This window comes from Actinomadura gamaensis (assembly GCF_042652125.1).
Classification (GTDB): domain Bacteria; phylum Actinomycetota; class Actinomycetes; order Streptosporangiales; family Streptosporangiaceae; genus Spirillospora; species Spirillospora gamaensis.
The window spans coordinates 294,757-312,194 of sequence record NZ_JBHSIT010000009.1; the positions used below are offsets into that span (position 1 = coordinate 294,757).

The 17,438-nt window shown below is 73.4% G+C and carries 12 protein-coding genes and 1 riboswitch; of the genes, 8 read left to right on the plus strand and 4 right to left on the minus strand.

Annotation, left to right across the window (positions count from 1 at the left end):
* Positions 1-32: 32 nt before the first annotated feature.
* A complete protein-coding gene (locus ACFPCY_RS29430) occupies positions 33-698 on the plus strand; it encodes a TetR/AcrR family transcriptional regulator (RefSeq protein ID WP_378260389.1) in 666 nt (221 codons plus the stop codon).
* Here the strand turns inward: ACFPCY_RS29430 and ACFPCY_RS29435 are convergent, their stop codons facing one another.
* Both ACFPCY_RS29435 and ACFPCY_RS29440 read right to left on the minus strand, forming a co-directional pair.
* Positions 699-1,691, minus strand: a complete 993-nt coding sequence (locus ACFPCY_RS29435) for a helix-turn-helix domain-containing protein (protein WP_378260391.1) — start codon at positions 1,689-1,691, stop codon at positions 699-701. It abuts the gene before it with no gap.
* An 83-nt stretch (positions 1,692-1,774) separates the two neighbouring features.
* Positions 1,775-2,308, minus strand: a complete 534-nt coding sequence (locus tag ACFPCY_RS29440; RefSeq protein ID WP_378260393.1) for a 2,4'-dihydroxyacetophenone dioxygenase family protein — start codon at positions 2,306-2,308, stop codon at positions 1,775-1,777.
* Positions 2,309-2,557: 249 nt separating this feature from the next.
* On the opposite strand from ACFPCY_RS29440, the gene ACFPCY_RS29445 reads away from it, so the two are divergent.
* Positions 2,558-3,265, plus strand: a complete 708-nt coding sequence (locus tag ACFPCY_RS29445; protein ID WP_378260395.1) for a hypothetical protein — start codon at positions 2,558-2,560, stop codon at positions 3,263-3,265.
* Here ACFPCY_RS29445 and ACFPCY_RS29450 read toward each other — a convergent pair.
* Positions 3,258-4,217 (minus strand): helix-turn-helix domain-containing protein, encoded by a 960-nt coding sequence (locus tag ACFPCY_RS29450; RefSeq protein WP_378260397.1) that lies wholly within the window; start codon positions 4,215-4,217, stop codon positions 3,258-3,260. The two genes, ACFPCY_RS29445 and ACFPCY_RS29450, sit on opposite strands and share 8 nt — an antisense overlap.
* Before the next feature lie 493 nt (positions 4,218-4,710).
* Here ACFPCY_RS29450 and ACFPCY_RS29455 point away from each other — a divergent pair, with 493 nt between their 5' ends.
* Together ACFPCY_RS29455 and ACFPCY_RS29460 are read left to right on the plus strand one after the other, a co-directional pair.
* Complete coding sequence (locus tag ACFPCY_RS29455; RefSeq protein ID WP_378260399.1) at positions 4,711-5,874, plus strand: FKBP-type peptidyl-prolyl cis-trans isomerase; 1,164 nt, start codon at positions 4,711-4,713, stop codon at positions 5,872-5,874.
* 315 nt (positions 5,875-6,189) lie between these two features.
* The gene (locus ACFPCY_RS29460; RefSeq protein WP_378260401.1) at positions 6,190-8,502 is read left to right on the plus strand and encodes a transglycosylase domain-containing protein; all 2,313 of its coding nucleotides are present in this window, start codon (positions 6,190-6,192) and stop codon (positions 8,500-8,502) included.
* Positions 8,503-8,612: 110 nt separating this feature from the next.
* On the opposite strand, the gene ACFPCY_RS29465 is transcribed toward ACFPCY_RS29460, so the two are convergent.
* Entirely contained in the window at positions 8,613-8,990 is a 378-nt protein-coding gene (locus ACFPCY_RS29465) for a hypothetical protein (RefSeq protein WP_378260403.1), read from the minus strand.
* 54 nt (positions 8,991-9,044) lie between these two features.
* Positions 9,045-9,160, plus strand: a riboswitch (SAM riboswitch).
* Between the two features lie 55 nt (positions 9,161-9,215).
* Here ACFPCY_RS29465 and ACFPCY_RS29470 point away from each other — a divergent pair.
* The 4 genes from ACFPCY_RS29470 to ACFPCY_RS29485 all read left to right on the plus strand — a co-directional run bounded on the left by ACFPCY_RS29470 (position 9,216) and on the right by ACFPCY_RS29485 (position 17,377).
* On the plus strand, positions 9,216-10,520 hold the full coding sequence (locus tag ACFPCY_RS29470; protein WP_378260405.1) for an aminotransferase class V-fold PLP-dependent enzyme: 1,305 nt from the start codon (positions 9,216-9,218) through the stop codon (positions 10,518-10,520).
* A gap of 338 nt (positions 10,521-10,858) precedes the next feature.
* Positions 10,859-15,805, plus strand: a complete 4,947-nt coding sequence (locus ACFPCY_RS29475; protein ID WP_378260407.1) for an SseB family protein — start codon at positions 10,859-10,861, stop codon at positions 15,803-15,805.
* Positions 15,802-16,170 carry a hypothetical protein gene (locus ACFPCY_RS29480; RefSeq protein ID WP_378260409.1) on the plus strand — a complete coding sequence of 123 codons (369 nt, stop codon included), beginning with the start codon at positions 15,802-15,804 and terminating at the stop codon, positions 16,168-16,170. Before ACFPCY_RS29475 ends, ACFPCY_RS29480 begins: the two co-directional genes overlap by 4 nt.
* Before the next feature lie 196 nt (positions 16,171-16,366).
* Positions 16,367-17,377 carry a hypothetical protein gene (locus ACFPCY_RS29485; protein ID WP_378260411.1) on the plus strand — a complete coding sequence of 337 codons (1,011 nt, stop codon included), beginning with the start codon at positions 16,367-16,369 and terminating at the stop codon, positions 17,375-17,377.
* The last annotated feature ends 61 nt before the right edge of the window (positions 17,378-17,438 follow it).

Here is a 17,438-nt window from a genome sequence, read left to right on the forward strand (position 1 = left end):
CACGCTAGCAGAAACGGAGGACCCTCCGGATAATGGCCGAGGAAACTTCCGCTGAGCGCCCGCAGGACGACGCCCAGCGCTCGCGAGTCGATGCCCAGCGCTCGCAGGGTGACGGGCGCCGTCCGCGGGCTGATGCCCGGCGCAATCGCGAGCGGCTGCTCGCTGCGGCGCGCGCCGTCTTCGCCGCCGGGCAGGAGTCCGGCCGGCCCGTCACGCTCGACCAGGTCGCGCGGGAGGCGGGCGTCGGGATCGGGACGCTGTACCGGCACTTCCCCAGCCGCGAGGCGCTCGTCGAGGCGCTCTACCGCGAGGAGGTGGAGCAGCTGTGCGCGAGCGTGGACGTCCTGCTGGAGCGGACGCCTCCCGACCTGGCGCTGCGCGGCTGGATGGACTGCTTCGCCGACTACGTGGAGGCCAAGCAGGAGATGGGCGATGCGCTCCGGGCGCTGATCGACACCGGCGTGGTCACGGCGGAGAAGTCGCGCGAGCGGCTCGCCGGGGCGCTGCGCCGCCTGCTGGACGCGGGCGCGGCGGACGGCACGCTCCGCGCCGACCTGCGGGCCGAGGACCTGGTGACGGCCATCGTCGGCGTCGTCATGGCGACCGGGATCGCGGGCGGACGCGTCCAGCTCGGACGGCTGTTCGACCTCGTCCTGGCGGGCGCGCGAGGCCCCGCCGCCACCCGCGCGGACGGCTGATCAGGGGTTTCGCAGGGCGGCCCGGCGCGCTTCGGTCGGCGTCTGGTCGTAGCGGGCGCGGAAGAGGCGGGCGAAGTGCGACTGGCTCGCGAAACCCCAGCGGTGGGCCACGTCCGCGATGGTCAGGTCGGTGGACGGCAGGTCGGCGCGCGCGTGGCGGAGGCGGCGGTCGAGGATGTGGCGGGCCGGGGTCATCCCGGCCGAGGCGAAGATCCGGCCCAGGTGGCGGACCGAGACGCCCAGGGCCTCGGCCACGCGGGCCGGGCTCAGGGACGGGTCGTGCAGGTGGCGTTCGATGTGGTCCTCGGCGAGGATCAGCTGCGTCCGGTAGGCGGGCGGGGCGGCCCGGTCGCCAGCGCGGGCGGTCGTCAGCAGGCGCAGCAGGTCCAGGACCGGGGCGTCCTCACCTGGCATGAGCGCGCGGTGGAGCGCGGCGACGAGGGCGCCTTCGCGGGCGGTGGCGCGGCCGAAGAGCATCGGCGCCGGGACGCCGCCGGGCAGGCAGGCGCGCTCGAACAGATCGCTCGGGATGTCCAGGAGGAGCTGCCGCATCGAGGACGAGAAGCCGAACAGGTACGGCCGCCGGGTGTCGTAGAGGACGAGGTCGCCCGCGGTCGCGGCCAGGCAGCCGTGCTCGTGCAGGAAGACCGCCTCGCCCTTCAGCAGCAGGGACGCGAAGACCGACTCCTTCGGGGTGGAGCGGGTGATCTCCGGGTCGCGCTCGATGGTGTGGGCGTTGCCGCTGATGTCGGCCAGCCGCACCGCGCCGAGGCGGTAGTTGGCCTGGCGGGCGAGCAGGCCGTCCTCGGAGTAGGAGGTGCAGGCGAGGCCGACCAGGGCGCGGCGGTTGTAGTCCTCCCAGTAGGCGATCCGGTCCGCGGGATCGATCCGCTCGGTGGTGGCGCGGGAGACCAGCGCGGCGGGACGCGAGACCGGTGCGGCGGGACGCGAGACCGGTGCGGGGGCGCCGGGGCTCGGGGCGGCGGGACGCATCCGCTCTCCTCCTCGACGGGGGCTTCCGCCGCAGGATAGCCCGCCCGAGTGAGCCCGATCACACGCGGCGCGCGCCGGGGGCGTCAGCGCAGCAGGGAGTCCACCAGGTCGGCGCCGAGGCCGACCTTGGCGTAGTGCTCGCGGCACAGCGCCAGGTAGTCGTGGACGTCGAAGTAGCCCTCGGGCTCGCCGTCCTCGTCGAGCCAGATGAGCGGGCCCTTGACGATGAACATGGTCTTCATCGGCTCGCCGCTGTCGTAGGCGACCAGGGTGTGGCCCTCCCCCGGCGACTCGTACACGAAGTCGCCCGCCGTGGCCGTCCACGGACGCTCCAGGTAGCCCCACTTGCCGGAGATCGTGTAGGCGAAGACCTCGTGCGGGTGGTAGTGCCGGTTGACCAGCCCGGCCTGCTCGGACCGCAGGACGTCGCACCAGGTGTTGTCCTTGATGTTGATCCACAGCGGCCGGGAGCCGACCGTCTCGCTGAACGGCACGTAGTACCGGTCGTCGTCGGTGGCGATCTGGGGGATGTACACCTCGGGAAGCGCGTCGGGCTTCAGGGAGTTCTCGATCGGCCGGAGGTTCTTCCAGAACTCGGTGGTCGCGTCCTCGGGCATGTGCGCCGCTCCTCTCACGTGTTTTCCGAAGTGAACCCCCGGATCGGGCTTCCGGTCTTGCCTATGCGGGACGTCCCGCTTGCCGATTCAGGACACCGCTCGGCTCCGGGCCGCGCCCGCCCCCGGACGGGCTCGCCGGAAGGACCTTCGTTATCTGGCTGGAAGCGCCGGGCGACGTTCGCTGTGGGTGTTGAGGGAGGCGGCGGCTGCGGGCCATGGTCGATACATGGTTCTTGGCAGGAGCGTTTGATGGCATCGGGTCCGGACGGTGTCCGGCCGCCGGCCCCGCCCGTGGACGCGGTGCGGGCGAGCCGGGTGCACACGGCGGCGCGGTTCGCCGAAGGGGTGGACCGGTTCATGTGGGAGACCTACCGGCGTCCGCTCGCCGACACCGACGCGGTCGAGAAGGTGATCGCGGCGGCGGAGGCGGGGGTGGCCGAGGGGCCGGACCTCGCCGCCGCGCTGCTGCTCGTCCAGTCGGCGCTCCTGGACCTCGACCGCCTCGCCTGGAGGGTGATGCGGGTCGTCGCGCAGGAGGGCATGACGGACGAGACGGTCGCGGCCGTCCTCGACCTGCCGTCGGCCGAGGCCGCCCGGCGCTACGCCGAATGGCTGCGCGAGCGCGCCGCCCACCCCGTCGACGAGATCGACCTCTCGACTCCCGGCCACGGCCGCAAGTCCGCCCGCGCCGGGACGAGGAGCGCGGACGGCGGCGGAGCGGAGAAGGCGGGGAGCGGAAGGGGCGCCGGGACGGAGGTCTCGGGCGCCGGGACGGAGTCCCGCGAGTTCCGGTCGGAGCCTCCGGAATTCGGCACGGCCGCCCCCGGCTTCCGGACTGACCGCGGGCTCGGCACCGACGACGGGCTCGGGACCGACGAGGCGTTCGGCACCGACGACAGGTTCGGCACCGACGACGGGCTCGCGACGGACGGCGGGCTCGGGTTCCGGGTCAGGTGACCCGGTCCTTCAGGGTGTCCTGCGGCGGACGGCCGTAGGCGGCCCGGTAGTCGCGCGCGAACCGTCCGGGATGGAAGAAACCCCAGCTGGCGGCGACGGCGGTCACCGTCGTCCCGCCGGACTCGGCCTCGCGCAGCGCGGTGTGGGCCCCGGCCAGGCGGACCTGGTTCAGGTAGCCCAGCGGCGTGATGTCCAGGTGGCGGCGGAAGGCGTGCTGCACGGCGCGGACGCTCACCCGCGCGGCGGCGGCGATGTCGGCGATCGTGATCGGGGCGTCCGCGTTGTCCTCGATGTAGGCGATCGCGCGGCGCAGCGTCTGCGGATGGGCGTCGCGGCGGTCGGCCGCGTCCGGGGCGGCGCGGACGTTGCTCGGCAGGGCCGCGAGGACGGCGGCGGCCAGCAGTTGCCCGCTCGACGACGCCACCAGCGGGTCCGCGGCCATGACCGGATTCCCCAGGACGTCGTCGCGCAGGTAGGCGATGGTGCGTTCGAGATGGCGTCCGGCGGCGTCCGAGATGGGCCGCGCCCCCAGCAGCCGCACCGTTTCGGGCTTGTGTCCGGGTTCGGTGCCGGCCACCTGCTGGAGCAGGTCCGGATCGAACATGATGATGTCGTAGCGCGAGCGGCGGATCTCACCCTTGTACGGACGGTCCGGAGGAGCGAACAGGACGACGTCGCCCGGACCGAAGACCTCCTCCTCGTCACCCGCGACCTGGTTGACGATGGACCCCGTCTGCACGGTGCACAGGCACACCTTGCCGAGCGGATCGACGTCGTAGCTCATGCCGTAGTTCAGGTTCAGCTGGTCGACGCTGATCGATCCGAGCGTCCGCCGGGCGATCTGCGTGTGCGGCCGCGACACGTCCCCGCCGATGCTCATCTTGGCGTACGCCTGGCTGAGGAATTCCTCGGTCTGCCCGAGGTCGCGGCTGTCGAAGAGCAGTGGCTGCAACGGGCCCTCCCACTCGTGGACGTCGGCCTCGCGGGCTCTTTCTGAGCGTCCGTACGGCCAGAGTACTGTCCCGGTCCCCGCTTCCCGCGCCCCGCACTTCTCACCTGCGCGGACACACTTCCGGACCCCGGACGGCCCCCGGATGGCCCCCGGACGGCCCCGGACGGCCCCGGACGGCCCCGGACGGCGGCGCGCTCGGCCGCCCGCGGCCCAGCCGTCCCGCCTGGATTCAGGGCCGTGCGACGCGGGCGTCCCGCCGGGACTTGGGTCCCTGGGCGCGGGCGGGCCGCTCCGGCTCGGCCCCGGCGGCGCGGGGTCCCGCGCGACGGCCGGGACCGGACTGTCCGGCAGAGGCGGGCATCTTCCGGCTCGGGACGGTAGATTGCGGGCCTGGTCATTTCCGTCCCTGTTCTTCACGGCGAGCTTAGGCGTGGCCTGGCAGGGTGGTTGACCTTTGGAGTGGTGTCGACGAACCCGGAGCGAGTGAGGAAACATGTCCGACGACGACAAGCCCCGGGGTGAGCCGGCGGTCAAGGCCAAGCTGCCGAACGCCAAGAACATCCGCAGCCCGGAGTTCACCCCGCACGGCATCAGCGGCGGACGGACGGGCGGGCAGCCGCTCCGGACGTCCGCGAAGGCCTCGGGCCTGACCGCCGCCCAGGCGAGGAAGCGGCGCAACATCGCCATCGCGGTGGCGGTCGTCGCGGTGCTCGCGATCGCCGGGGGCACCACCTGGTACGTGACGCGGCCCGCGCCCAAGGTCGAGGTGACCGGGGCGTTCGGGAGCGCGCCGAAGGTGAAGATCCCGGGCTCGGTGACGCCGCCCAAGGGCCTGAAGGTGACCGAGCCGATCACCGGCAGCGGCGCCAAGATCGGCGCGAACACGCTGGCGCTGCTCCACTACGAGATCTACGAGTGGGCGCCGAAGGGCAAGGAGAAGAAGGGCTCGACCAGCAAGAAGGTGCTGGACACCCGGGAGAAGACCGAGCTGAATCCGCAGCCGGGCCCGCAGCTGCTCCCGGTCGACAAGCTCCAGGTCAAGGGCCTGAAGAACGGCCTGACCGGCAAGACCGAGGGCAGCCGCGTGGTGCTCCAGATCCCGCCGGACCAGAGCTTCGATCCGCAGTCCGCGCAGCAGTTCGGGCTGAGCGAGGGCGACTCGGTGCTGTTCGTCGCCGACATCCTCAAGGTCGTGCCGTCCGGCGCCGAGGCGTCCGGCACCGAGCAGAAGCTCGACGACAAGAACCTGCCCACCGTCGAGCCGCAGAAGGGCAAGGCGCCCAAGGTCACCATCCCCAAGGTGGACCCGCCGAAGACCATGCAGGTCAAGACCCTGATCCAGGGCAACGGGCCGACCACCACCAAGGACGACACCGCCGTGGTGAACTACGTCGGCGACATCTGGGGCACCGGCAAGCAGTTCGACTCGTCCTGGGAGAAGGGCGCGCCCGCCGCGTTCCCGCTCGCCGACCCGCCGCCCGGCGCCATGCCCGGCTTCTTCAAGGGGCTGCGCGGGCTGAAGGTCGGCAGCCGGGTGATGCTGATCCTGCCGCCGAACGACGGCTACGGGAAGCAGGGCAACCCGCAGGCCGGGATCAAGGGCACCGACACGGTCGTGTTCGTGGTGGACATCCTCGGAGCCGCCAAGACGACCTGACCCGTCACCCGACGGCTCCACGATCCATCGCCCGACGGCTCCACGATCCATCGCCCGACGGCTTCCGATCCGTCACTTGCCGGATCGCTGAGTCGCCCGGCGGACTCCTGATCCGTCGCCCGACGGTTTCGACGGCGGGACGGCCCGATGCGGGCCGTCCCGCCGCGCGTTTCCGGACCGTTCTGTGATCCGCGCCACGCGAACCTCCGGGCCGATCCAGTCGTCCTTCTAAGGGAGGCCATGTGAGCGTGATGACCGGCCCGACGCACCGAACCCCTCGGGTATCGTCGATAACGAATAAATCACGGGGGGCCAGTGAGCAGTAAGGACCTGTCCCGGAACGGCGATTCGCCCACCGGGTCGAACAAGGACGTCCCGGGCGGGCGGCCGGGTGGTGCCGCGAGGCTCGGCGGGATCGCCGAGAGCCCGCAGACCGCCGGGGCCAAGGCCGCCGAGGCGGCCCGCACCGCGGCGGGCGGTCGCGGCCGGGCGCCGGGCGCCGCCGGAGGGCCGCCGCGGCGGCCGAAGCGGCGGCGCAGCCGCGGCGTGCGGTACGCCCGGCGGGCGCTGTTCACCCTGCTCGGCCTGCTCTTCCTCGGCGTCGCCGCGTTCGCCGTCGCCTACCTGTTCACCCCGGTCCCCTCGCCGTCCCAGGCGGCCGTCGCGCAGGGCCCGACGTACTACTACGCCGACGGCAAGACCGTGATCGCCAAGACCGGCACCAACCGCGAGGCCGTGCCGATCAGCCGGGTGCCCAAGAGCGTCCGGGACGCGGTGATCGCCGCCGAGAACCGCAGCTTCTACAGCGACCCGGGCGTCTCGGTGACCGGCACCGGGCGCGCGCTGTGGTCCACCGCGACCGGCAAGCAGCTTCAGGGCGGCTCGACGATCACCCAGCAGATGGTCCGCAACTACTACGGCGGCATCGGCCAGGAGCGCTCGGTCACCCGCAAGCTCAAGGAGGTCATGGTCTCCCTGAAGGTGGGCCGGGAGAAGTCCAAGGACTGGATCCTCGAGCAGTACCTCAACACGATCTACTTCGGCCGCGACGCCTACGGCATCCAGGCCGCCGCGCACGCCTACTACAACAAGGACGTCAAGGACCTCACCCCGTCCGAGGGCGCGTACCTGGCCGCGGCGATCCAGCAGCCGACGCCGTTCGGCGACCCGTCCGGGGCGTCGCTGACCTACGCGCAGCAGCGCTGGCAGGCGGTCGTGGCGAACATGGTCCGCGACCACGCGGTGACGCCCGAGCAGCAGGCGCAGATGAAGTTCCCGATGCCGCTCAAGCAGAAGCTGAAGAACGTCTACCGCGGCCAGAACGGCTACATGATCAACGTCGCGCGCAAGGAGCTGATCGAGCGCCGCGGCTACACCGAGGACGAGATCAACCGGGACGGCCTGAAGATCGTCACGACGTTCGACAAGAACCTGATGGACGCCGCCAAGCAGGCGGTCACCGACAACACCCCGAGCGGCATGAGCAGGAGGATCCGCACGGCGCTGGTGTCGGTCGACCCGAAGACCGGGCAGGTCCTCGCGTTCTACGGCGGGCGCAACTACCTCGACGAGATGGGGTCGAGCGTCTGGTACGACTGGGCGCAGCCGGGCTCCGGCTTCAAGCCGATCGTGCTGGCCGCCGCGCTCAAGGCGGGCTACGGCCTCGACACCACGGTGGACGGCTCGTCCCCGCAGACCTTCGCCGGGACGTCGCTGAAGAACGACTCCAACGAGCAGTTCGGCGACATCAACCTCGTCACCGCCACCGAGCACTCGGTGAACACCGCCTACGTCAACCTCGGCCAGCAGGTCGGGCTCGACAAGGTCGTGAAGATGGCCGAGGCGCTCGGCATCCCGAAGGGCCAGCTCACCGCGAACGGCGCCGACACCGCGCCGTCGCTGCCGCTCGGCCCGATCTCGGTGCACCCGATCGAGATGGCCGGGGTGTACTCGACGTTCGCGGCGGGCGGCACGCACCGCACCCCGTACGTGGTCCGCTCGGTCGAGGACAACAAGGGCAAGTCCGACGAGTTCTCCGAGAAGGGCGACAACGTCTTCAGCGACCAGGTCGCGCGGGACGCCACCTACGCCATGCAGAAGGTCGTCCAGGGCGGCACCGGCACCGGCGCGCAGCTCGACGACGGCCGCGACGTCGCGGGCAAGACCGGCACCACCAACGGCGGCGCGGCGATCTGGTTCAACGGGTTCATCCCGCAGCTCCAGACGACGGTCGCGATGTTCCGCTCCGACAACAAGCAGCTGGACATCCCCGGCTACGCGTCCTACGGCGGCCAGCTTCCGGCGCAGATCTGGAAGAGCTACATGACCGAGGCGGTGAACATCAAGAACTACGAGCCCAAGTCGTTCGAGTCGCCGTCCATCGAGACCGGCTCCGACCAGGGCCCGAGCACCGACCGCCCGACCGGCCTCCCGTCGACGCGTCCGCCGACGGGCAAGCCGACCCATCCGGGCCGTCCGACGAGCCCGCACACGCCGCCGACGGACCGTCCGACGCACCGTCCGACCGACCGTCCGACGGGTAAGCCGACCATCCCGATTCCGGGAGGCGGCGGTGGCGGCGGAGGCGGCGGCGGTGGCGGGGACGGCACCGGCGACCAGGGCAACTGATCCGCGCCGAACCTCCGTAACCCTTTGCGGACTGATGCGAAACGGGGTCCCGAACCACTCGGGACCCCGTTTTGTCATCGGCCGCCGCCGGTCGCGCGATGCGCTCCCGCTCAGCGGCAGGCCGTGCCCAGCTCGTCGGGCGCGGCGGTGAGGGTCGCGTTGAGCTGCGAGACGTCGCCGGTCGAGACCGTCCCGGCGGCGGCGCGCAGCCTGTCCGCCTGATCCTTGAGCGCCTTCTTCAGCCCGTCGTCGGACGCCTTGTCCGCCAGCCCCGACAGGTTCGCGGCCAGCTCCTCGGTCGGCCGCCGCCACTGCGCCGCGTCCGAGGCCGAGACCGCGCGGACGCCGCCGATGTACCGCTCGTACGCCCTCTTCGCGTCGCCGCACGTCGCGGCCGTGTTCCCCGACCCACCGCAGGCGGCGAGCAGCGCCGCCGCACCGGCCGCCAGCGCTCCCCCGGCCAGCGTCCGGCTCACCCCGTAGCGCATCCGCTCCCTCTCCCGACTTGATCCGTCCAGCGTCCTTCCTATACTTTCGCATCAGGTCATGAGTGCCAGCGTCAAGCCCCGGCTCGCTGGCCGGCAACCCTTCGTCCGCGATGGGGTGCCCCGGGTGAGGACCAGGCCGGACGCCATCCGCGTCCCGGCAAGCGCGGATCCCGTCGATCCAGGGCACGGCCCTCGGGATCCCTGATCCCGAAGGAGTGCACTCGTATGTCCGCGACCACCCTCGCCACCGCCGCCGCCCCCTCCGGCGCCGCCGTCTCCGCCGCCGTCTCCGCCGCGCCGGCCGTCGTCGGGGCGGACGCGCCCGTCCCGCTGGAGGACGGACGCCGCGTCCCCTACGCCAACCTCGACTACGCCGCCAGCGCGCCGTGTCTGTCGGCGGTGCAGGAGGCGATCACCTCGGCACTGCCGTACTACAGCAGCGTGCACCGGGGCGCGGGCTACGCGTCCCAGGTCACGACCGCCGCGTACGAGAAGGCGCGGGAGACCGTCCGCGACTTCCTCGGCGCGTGGCGGCGCGCGTCGGTCGTGTTCACCCGCAACACCACCGACGCGATGAACCTGCTCGCGCACTGCGTCCCGTCCGGGACGACGGTCGTGGTGTTCGAGACCGAGCACCACGCGACGCTGCTGCCGTGGCGGCGGGCCGTCCGGCTGCCCGCGCCGTCCTCGCCCGCCGAGGCCGTCGCCGCCGCTGACCGTGCGCTCGCCGAGGCCCCCGGCGGGCCGCGCCTGCTCGTCGTCACCGCCGCGTCCAACGTGACCGGCGAGGTGTGGCCGCTGGCCGAGCTCAGCGCGGTCGCCCACCGGCACGGCGCGCGGATCGCGGTGGACGCCGCCCAGCTCGTCCCGCACCGGCCGCTGGACATGACCGCGCTCGGTCTCGACTACGTCGCCTTCTCCGGGCACAAGCTGTACGCGCCGTTCGGCGCCGGCGTCCTCGCCGGACGGTCCGACTGGCTCCGCGCCGCCGACCCCTACCTCAAGGGCGGCGGGGCCAGCGCGTCCGTCGAGGACCACGGCAACCGCGCCCTCTGGCACGCCGACCCCGAGTCGCGGCACGAGGCGGGCACCCCGAACGTCCTCGGCGTCATCGCGCTCGCCGCCGCCTGCGAGACGCTCGCCGCGACCGGCTGGACCCCGCTCGTCGAGCGCGAGGAGCGGCTGCTCGCCCGCCTGCGCTCCGGCCTCGCCCGCATCCCCGGTGTGCGTGAACTCACGCTCTGGGAGGACGGCTCCCCGCGCGTCGGCATCGTCTCCTTCGTCGTGGACGGCTGGGAGGCGCGCGACCTGGCGCTCGCCCTCTCCGGGCAGTACGGCATCGGCGTCCGCGACGGCAAGTTCTGCGCCCACCCGTTCGTCCGGCACCTGCTCGGCGCGTCCGACGCCACCGGCGGAACCTGCTCGGACGGCCAGAGCTCCGCCGTCCGCGCCAGCTTCGGCGTCGGCACGACCGAGGCCCACATCGACCGCCTCATCGACGCCGTGGCCCGCCTCGCCCGCGAACGCTGACCCCTTCGCCGACCGGTACCCGGGCGAAGGGGGCTCCGGGACTCGGTGCGAAAGGGGAGGTGCCGGTCGTTCTCGGGGGCGCGCGGTTGGCTCGCGCGCCTCGCGGGTAGACCTCCGTCGCTCTCCGAGTCCAGGGTCCTCTTCCCCGGCCCGGCGACCTTCGGCGGACGGCGCGGGAATGTCACCGTCCCGAGTCATACTGATCGGAGGGTCGTCCACGGACCGGTCGAGTGGGCGCTTTGGCTCTGTTCGCCCATGTAGCGTAAGCAGGTCCGTAAGGTGCCCAACGGGCCCGCCTCCCGGCGCCGGGGTCGGGCGGGGGAAGGTTCTTGGGCGGGATGAAACAGGGGGTGGCGACCGTGGCCGACGCCTGGCGGCCCACGTCGGAGCTGGAGCGCCGACTGGGTGACGCGGTGCGGAGCGGGGACCAGGAGGGCTACTTCCGCCTGCTGGCGGAGAGCGAACTCGTCGTCCCCGTACCACCGGACATGATCGACGACGTGCTGGCGAACGAACGCCAGCCGACGTGGCCCACCCAGGCCGAGGACGACCGCACCTTCGTGCTCGTCTACACCTCGCCCGACGCGATGCGCGCGTGCCTCGGGCCGTCCTACCGGCACTACATGCGGGTCCGCTTCACCGACCTCGCCGCGTCCTGGCCCGACGCCCGCTGGTGGCTCGCGGTGGACGTCCCTTCCCACGCCGTGCAGGACGTGGCGCTTCCGATCGAGGGCCGGCTGCCCGCCTGGTTCGTCCAGCAGCTCGCGCAGGGCGACGCCCGCCCGCCGCTCGCCGGACACCACCCGGCACCGTCCGCCTTCTCCGGCCCGCCCGCGCCGCACGCCACTCCGGGCACTTCGCCGCACCCCACTCCAGGCACTTCGCCGCACGCCACGCCTGGCACTTCACCGCAGGCCACTCCAGGCACTTCGCCGCAGGACGCCGGCAACGCGCCCCCGCCGCCTCCCGCCGCACCGGCGCAGGAAGCCCCTGCTCACGCGGGCTCCCTACCTCCGGCCGTGCCGCACGGCTCGGCCTACCCGCCGGCCCCGGGCCAACCGCCCGCCGCCGAGCCACTCGGGACGCCGAGCGAGACCGCCGCGTCCGCTCAGCCGTTCACTTCAGGCCGTCCGGCCGCGCCCGACGCTCCGCACACCGCAGGCGACGTGGCCGCGTCCGGCCAACTGAGCACCCCTCCCCCGTCCGGCGCACCTGGCGAAGGCACGCCCTCACCCGGCGTGGGAAGCCCCGCCACCCCAGCGGCCCCCCTCGGCCACCCCACCCCCGGGGCGCCGCTCGGCTCAGGTGAGCACCCCACCCGGGACATGCCGCCCGCCCCCACCGACCACTCCGCGCCCGACGTATCACTCAGTCCAGGCGAACACCCCACGCGCGAGCCCTCGCTTACCCCCGACGAGTACGCCCCGCGCGACGCGTCGTTCGGGTCCGGCGAGCACTCCTCGCTCGGTTCGGGCGAACGCGCCACGCGCGACGCCTCGCTGACGCAGGATGCGTCGCTGACGCAGGATGCGTCGCTGACGCAGGATGCGTCGCTGACGCAGGATGCGTCGCGCGGCCCGGCCGAAGGCCTCACGCGAGGTACTCTGGCCGCCGCGGGCCAACAGCCCACGCCCGACGCCACGCCCACACCGGACGCGTCGCGTGGGTCGGCCGAGCTTCCCGCGCGCGATGCTTCGCTCGGCTTGGGTGGACACGACGCGCGTAGTGCTTCGTTCGGGTCTGGCGAGCATCCTTCGCGGGATGCGTCGTTCGGGCGGGATGAGTACGCCACGCGCGAAGGTTCGCTCGGATCGGGCGAGTATGCCTCGCGGGATGCTTCGTCCAGCCCGGGTGAGGTCGGCGGGGCGAACCAGCCTGGCGAGATTTCGGGGCCCAGGGAGTATGCGGCTTCTGGGCAGGCCGCTGCGCGGGCTTCGGAGGACGCGGGTTCCGGGGCGGACGTCCCGGAGGAGAGCCTCGGGCGTGCGGACGATCCGACCGCGACGATTCCCGACCTCTCGGTCTATGCCGGGCAGGACGCGGCGCAGGACCCGCGGGTCACGCAGGCGATGCCCGCCGGGGACGCGCCGCCGCCCACGCTCGCGGACGAGCCGGGCGCCGGGTTCGACACCGAGCGTCCGCTGCCGCCCGGTGTGGAGAACATGCCGCCCGTGCCCGAAGCGCCCGTTCCGGCGGAGGAGCCGAAGGGTGCGGAGGCGTCGCCCGCCGCGACGTCGGTGGACCCGATCCCCGTGGTCAGGCCCCGCACGGATCCGGACGCGCCGTGGGAGGAGCTGCAGGAGCAGCACCGCGAGCTTCCGCGCCCGGAGCCGCGTCCGGAGTTCCAGCCCGCGAACGAGGTCGAGCGGTCGCTGCTGGCCGCCGCGACCGGCAACGACCACGATCTCTTCCTACAGACGCTCGCGGACGCCGAGGTTCTGCTTCCCGTCGGGCCGGACGCCGACTACACGCTGCGTCCGGGCCGCGCGGGGTTCCAGTGGCAGACGCGCGAGGTGGACGGCGCGACGCTCGTCCAGGTGTTCACCTCGCCCGAGCGGCTCGCCGAGACGGCCCGCGCCGCCGGGACGGGCGCCGAGTCGATCCGCGTCCCGTTCCCGCTGGTGCTGCGGTACTGGCCGGAGCACGCGAACGCGCTCGCGGTCAACCCCGGCTCCCCGGCGGGCGGGACGATCCTGGCCGAGCAGCTGTCCGGCCTGGCGACCTGGGCCGACCAGCGCGCCGCGCGCCGCATGTCGGAGGGGTTCGAGGCGCAGAACGAGGTCGAGCAGCGGCTGTTCGACGCCGCGCTGCGGCGCGACACCGACGCGTTCTTCAAGGTGCTGCTGGGCGCTCAGGTGCTCGTGCCCGCCGATCCCGAGACGCCGTGGGGCATCACGCCGGACGATCCCGAGTTCCCGTGGCGTCCGACGCGCGTGCACGGACGCGTCGCGATCCAGCTGTTCACGTCGCTGCGCTGGATGAACGAGGCGGTCGGGTCGTCCCGGTTCGTGATGCCGACGTTCCTGGAGGTCGTCGCCGCGTGGCCGGACGTCGAGTGGACGCTCGTCCTCAACCCCGGCACGCCGGTGGACGCGGCGATCCCCGGCGAGCAGGTCCGCGCGCTCAGCGGCCCCGCCGAGCAGCGGCTCGCGGAGGATCCGGCGCCCGAGCCCCAGGTTCAGAGCGCATCCGGAACCCCGGTTGCGGACGCGCCCGGGACCCCGGTTGCGGGTGCGCCCGGCACCCCGGTTGCGGACGCGCCCGGGACCCCGGTTGCGGGCACGTCCGGCACCCCGGTTGCGGACGCGCCCGGGACCCCGGTTGCGGGCACGTCCGGCACCCCGGTTGCGGACGCGCCCGGGACCCCGGTTGCGGAGGCTTCGGTTCCGGACGCGTCCGGAACCCAGGGCGAGCCGGGGCCGGAACCGGCGGCCGAGCCGGAGCCGGAGCCCGAGTTCGAGCCCGGCAACCGGATCGACCAGGAGCTGTTCGAGGCGGCGCTGGGCGGTGACTCCGACGCGTTCCTGCGGGTGCTGCTCGCGGCGAACGTGCTGGTCCCGATCCCGCAGGACGCGCCGCTGGAGGTCACGCCGACGCAGCGGGAGTTCCGCTGGGAGGCGTCGCTGCGCGGTTCGTCCGCCGTGCAGGTGTTCACGTCCCTCGTCCGGCTGCGCGAGGTGCTGCCGGAGTCGCGGTTCGTGTACGCCGACTTCCGCGAGCTGATCGCCGCGTGGCCGCGGGACGACTGGGCCATGCTGCTGAACCCCGGCACCCGCATCGGCGCGTCCCTGCGCGGCGACCAGGTGCGCGCGCTCAGCGAGTGGGCGATCCGCGTCGGGCTCGTCCAGCCCGCCGCCGATCCGGACCCGGATCCGTACGCCCCGCCGTCCGCGCCGGAGTCCTTCGCCCACGCGCCGGACGCCACCGACCCGTCCGCCTACGCACAGACCCTCGACGAGCCCGGCACCCCGCGGCCCGCCGCCTCCGGCGAGCACCCTGCGAACGCGCCGGGCAACCCCGGCGGGACCGCGCCTGCCGAGTTCCGCGCGGACGCCGCCGGTCACGCGGGGCCGGGCGCACCAGACGTGCCCGTCTCGGGTGCGCCTGGCGGCAACGCCGCCGATGAACTCGGGACGCCCGAAGCTGGACGAGTCGCCGCCGGCGACAGCGAGGGGTTCGGGACGCCCGCGCCCGAGCGTCCCGCTGCCGGATACGAGGCCGACGCGGACGGCGCCGGCCTGAGCAGTTCCGGCGGAGCGGCGTCCGACGCCGCCGAGGAGTTCGGCGCACGCGCGTCCGGCCGGCCCGCGAGCGGTGCGCCGGAAGGGTACGGGCCCAGGGGGTTCGGCGAGGACGCCGCTGATCAGACCGGCGGACGCGGGATGCGCGCGTCCGGTGCGGCCGGGTCCGGCGAGTACGCGGCCGAAGGCCCGAGGACGGGCGCGACCGACCGGTCGCAGCCCGGCGCGTCCGGCGACTTCGAAGCCGTTGCGCCAGGTCAGGGCCTGGTCGAGGACTACGCGCCCGGCGGCTTCGAGACCGCTTCGCCCGATGGGGCCGGATCGAACGCGCCCGGAGAGTACCGGCCCGGCGCGTCCGGAGAGTACCGGCCCGGCGCGTCCGGAGACGACGCGCGCGCGTTGGTAGACGGCGCGGGCGGGGTCGGCGACGGTGGGCGCGGGGCTGCGGAGACGGGCGCGTATGACGGCGTCACGGCGTTCGGGATCGCGAGCGAGCGGCAGGAGCTGCCCGACGGCGATCCCGGATCCGAGCCGACGATCATGCAGAAGGTCGTCCCGCACGCGCACGTCGCCTGGTACCTGGAGCAGGGGTACGACCGGGTGGGCGGGTTCGTCCACCCGACGGCGGACGTCGCGGAGCTTCAGACGCCCGGGCAGCTGTACGAGACGCTCGGCCTGCTGTACGAGGACTCGCCGTTCTCGATGGCGGACGACACCGTGCACGTGATCCGCTGGCCCGCCTACTGCCCGGACCTGTACCGCGTGCCGTTCGGCGGGCGGACCGAGGAGGAGGTCGCCGCCTGGGGCGAGGCCGGGTGGGTCCTGGAGCGGCCGCCGTTCGCGGGGACGGGGTTCGCGCCGGGCAGCGCCGGGTCCATCCGGGAGTACAAGGTGGACAGCGTCCGGCTGCCGTACGGCGCGGAGATGTACGCGCTCGGCCGGGACGGCTCGGAGACGTTCGTCGCGATGTACGACCCGGACCGGCTCGCCTGGCTGCGTCCCGAGGGCGCGACCCCGGCCCGGCGGTCGGAGGCGGCGCGGTGAGGCGGGACGGGTACGTGGCGCGCTGGCTCGGGCGCGAGTTCGAGGCCGTGCCGGGCGCGGACGGCGAGATCCGGCTGTACACCGCGCAGCCGACCGACGGGTTCGAGGAGCTGCGCCCGGACCGGTACCGGCGGATCGTCCCGGCGTTCGAGCTGGAGTCGCTGCGGTACGTCCGGACGGTGTGCCGGTGGCGCGGCGAGCCGTTCGTGATCGTCGGGGAGCACGACGGCTGGACGCGGGTGGAGTACGCGGGCGGACGGGCCCCGGTCGCCGAGGCGCTCGGCCTCGACCGGATCGATCAGGGCGTGTGGCAGGCGTGGGCTCCGAGCGGGGAACTCGAGGGCGTGCACGAGGAGTTCATCTGACGGTAGTGTCCCGGATGCCCGTCTGAATCGGACACGGGGTTGATTTCGGCTGTAGATCCGTGTTCGCATGATTTCGGAGACGAGTCCTGGGGTACAGCGGGGCTCGGGCGTTCAACGACGACGCGACGGAGGTGGCTCGGGCGTGGCTTCCCGGCGGGCAGGCGTACCGGCTCTGACGGGTCTCGGAGCGGCGGCGGTGATCGCCGTCGGGGCCTGTGCGGCGGTGGCGCTCCCCGCGTTCGCCGACGGGACTCCGAGCAGCTCGCCGTCCAGTGCGACCCCCACCTCGTACGTCCTCGCGGTGTCCGTCACGCCGCACGAGGTGGACGCGGGCGAGTCCGCGACCGTCACGGCCACCGTGACGAGGAGCAGCGGGGACTTCTCCGACGTCCGCGTGCTGCTGAGCACGGGCGCCGCGCACGTCGACTTCGAGCCGATCTCGTGCAGCGGCAGGGCCGTCCCGCTCCCGTCCACGCACGGCTGCGATCTGGACGCCGTGGCGGGGGACTCCGCGAGCGCCGTGCAGAGCTTCACGCTTCCCCCGGCGTACGTGAAGAAGAAGACGGCCGTCACGCTGAACGTCTCGCTCGTCAAGGACGGCAAGGAGATTAGGCCGGGCAAGGCGACGGTCGTGTTCGACCCGAAGCCGAGCCCGTCGCCGTCCAGCCCCAAGCCGACCAAGCCGTCGCCGTCCGACCCGGGCAAGCTGACCGAGCCGCCCGCGACGCCGAAGCCGACCTCGTCCAGCCCGAGCCCGACCAGGTCGTCCAACGGCGGCGGGTCCGGGACCGGAAGCGGCAGCGGCGGCGGAACGGGCGGGAACAACACCAGCGCGTCCGGAAACGGCGGCAACTACACCCCGCCCAACACGAACGGCTCGTTCGACAGCTCGAAGAACCCGCAGGTCGCGCTGCCTCCGATCACCGGCAACGCGCCGAGCCCGTCGGTCGCCTCTCCGGACGCGCCGTCCGCGACCCCGCAGAGCACGCTGCGCGCCAACAAGCACCCGGTCGCGCAGGAGATGACGTTCCAGCGCGTCGCCAGCACGCAGATCGCCTGGCTGGCCGCCCTGCTCGTCGCCTGCTCCCTGCTCCTGACGCAGCTCCGCCTCGGCCGCCGCCCGGTCGCCGCGTCCGCGCCGGCCGCCTCGAAGCGCGCCAGGGGCGCCCACCGCCGCCCCCGCAACGGCGCCCACAGCAAGAAGTAACCGCACCCCGCGCCTGAGCCCGCCCCACCTGCGCCCGCCGCAACTGAGCGGGCCGCACCTA

What these genes read in the sequence shown, in the direction of transcription:
- ACFPCY_RS29430 (WP_378260389.1), top strand. Translation starts at nt 33, where the DNA reads ATGGCCGAGGAAACTTCCGCTGAGCGCCCGCAGGACGACGCCCAGCGC.
- ACFPCY_RS29435 (WP_378260391.1), bottom strand. Translation starts at nt 1,691, where the DNA reads ATGCGTCCCGCCGCCCCGAGCCCCGGCGCCCCCGCACCGGTCTCGCGT.
- ACFPCY_RS29440 (WP_378260393.1), bottom strand. Translation starts at nt 2,308, where the DNA reads ATGCCCGAGGACGCGACCACCGAGTTCTGGAAGAACCTCCGGCCGATC.
- ACFPCY_RS29445 (WP_378260395.1), top strand. Translation starts at nt 2,558, where the DNA reads ATGGCATCGGGTCCGGACGGTGTCCGGCCGCCGGCCCCGCCCGTGGAC.
- ACFPCY_RS29455 (WP_378260399.1), top strand. Translation starts at nt 4,711, where the DNA reads ATGTCCGACGACGACAAGCCCCGGGGTGAGCCGGCGGTCAAGGCCAAG.
- ACFPCY_RS29465 (WP_378260403.1), bottom strand. Translation starts at nt 8,990, where the DNA reads ATGCGCTACGGGGTGAGCCGGACGCTGGCCGGGGGAGCGCTGGCGGCC.
- ACFPCY_RS29470 (WP_378260405.1), top strand. Translation starts at nt 9,216, where the DNA reads ATGTCCGCGACCACCCTCGCCACCGCCGCCGCCCCCTCCGGCGCCGCC.
- ACFPCY_RS29475 (WP_378260407.1), top strand. Translation starts at nt 10,859, where the DNA reads ATGAAACAGGGGGTGGCGACCGTGGCCGACGCCTGGCGGCCCACGTCG.